Origin of the sequence: Allobacillus halotolerans, from assembly GCF_018967645.1 — a bacterium.
Classification (GTDB): Bacteria; Bacillota; Bacilli; order Bacillales; family Alkalibacillaceae; genus Allobacillus; species Allobacillus halotolerans.
This window is the reverse complement of the sequence record NZ_JAHLZF010000048.1, coordinates 1-1770: the sequence shown is the minus strand read 5'-3', so window position 1 is coordinate 1770 and position 1770 is coordinate 1. Positions and strand designations below refer to the sequence as shown.

1 protein-coding gene and 1 pseudogene are annotated in these 1770 nt (G+C 32.8%); both read left to right on the top strand.

What is annotated here, in order from left to right; genetic code table 11:
* Nucleotides 1-1170: N-acetylmuramoyl-L-alanine amidase (locus tag KQ486_RS13910; protein WP_216687986.1), on the top strand; the 1170-nt coding region annotated here is incomplete at its 5' end.
* 224 nt (nucleotides 1171-1394) lie between these two features.
* Nucleotides 1395-1770, top strand: a pseudogene (locus KQ486_RS13905) (hypothetical protein); the annotation flags it as partial.

Sequence of the window (1770 nt, the reverse complement as noted above, 5' to 3'; positions counted from 1 at the left end):
GATTCTGCCATTTGGCCAGGACAAAGCGATTCTGCCTTAATTGACATTAAAGAGAAACTGAATAGTTTAGGTTTTGGTGGAATTATTGTTTCTAGCTTTTATGGTAGTTTTTCTGAAAAAAGAGTCATAGAGTTTCAAAATTACTACGGCTTGTCTGCTAATGGCATAATTGATTCTCGAACGCTAGATAAAATCAATGAAGTTTATAATCACCCTTTACAATTAGGTAAGTCGAGTAATGATATAAAAGAGTTCAAACATAAGCTGAATACTATTGGCTTTGGTGGCATATTAGAGACAAGTTATTTTGGAGACTTTACAAACAAAAGAGTAAAAGAGTTTCAAGAACACTATAATTTGAAACCTCATGGGATTGTTGATAAAGTGACACTGAGTAAATTAAATTATGCATTTAACAATTCTTATTACAAAGGAAAAAGTGACTCAGAGATTATAGAGGTTAAGAAACTACTAAATAATCTAGGGTATTCTGGTATTATCGAGAGTGATTACTTCGGCGAATACACTGAAGGGAAAGTGAAGGAATTTCAAAAAGATTATGGTTTGAAAGTAACAGGAGTAGTGGACCCATCAACCTATAAAGAGTTAAAAAATAGTGTAGTAAAATTATTCATTGATCCAGGTCATGGAGGACATGACAGTGGTGCAACAGGTTATGGATTAAAAGAAAAAGATATTGTACTAGATATTTCTTTACGTTTAGCGAATGAGTTAACTAACAGTTATTATGGAATAATGGTGAATCTATCAAGAACAGTAGATAAGTTTATAGAACTAGAAAGAAGATCTGAAAGAGCCAATCAATTGGGTTCAGATTATTTCCTGAGTGTTCATAGTAACGCATATATGGGATTAGGTAAAGGATTTGAAACCTTTATTCATGATAGAGATATCACACTTGAAGATAAAGAAAGACAAGAAGATATTCATAACTATCTGGTCAAACGAATTGACGCTGTTGATAGAGGAAAGCAAGATGCCAACTTTAATGTCTTAAGGAATAGTGATATGCCTTCGATATTAATTGAGTACTTGTTTATTGATAATAAAGAAGAAAATGATTTATTAAGACAGTCTTCGTATCGACAAAAACTAGCACAATGGACGGCGGAAGCAATTGGTAACTCATTTAGATTAAAAGAAAAATAATAGGCAAATTTACAAGAGTCAATTTATATTAGACTCTTGTTTTTTTATGTAATTAACATACAAGAGAGCGCAATTAATAGGTAAAATGACATGTCAACAAAAGTCGAAATATATGGTAATATTATCATGGTAAGGCTCTAGCAATCTACTAATTAGTTGTTACAAGATTAACTTAACTTTTTAGTTAGAATTAGGGTCTTAAATTAATATAAGGAGGTGAAAAAGTGAGAATAAAGAATGTTCTGTTAATTTTTCTTGCTTTTTTCTTAATAATGGTGCCGTCGGTGGTTGGTGCTGAGGAAAGTGATGAATCAATTGTAGAAGATACTGAAGTCGATGAGAATGAAAGCGGTGAAGCCAAGTCGGAGGAATCCGAAACAATTGAAACTGAAGATGAAACCAGTACGAATGAATCAGCTGGTGAAGAATCAACTGACGATACCGTTGATCATGAAGGTGAAACGTCAGAATCAAAAGAATCAAGTAATGAATCTGATAGGGATCAAGAAGAATCAGCGGATTTAATTGAAGATCAGGAAGAGAATCAGGAGAAAAAGCAGCTAGATTCCGAGAAAGATAGTAAAGAATCTACATATGAAG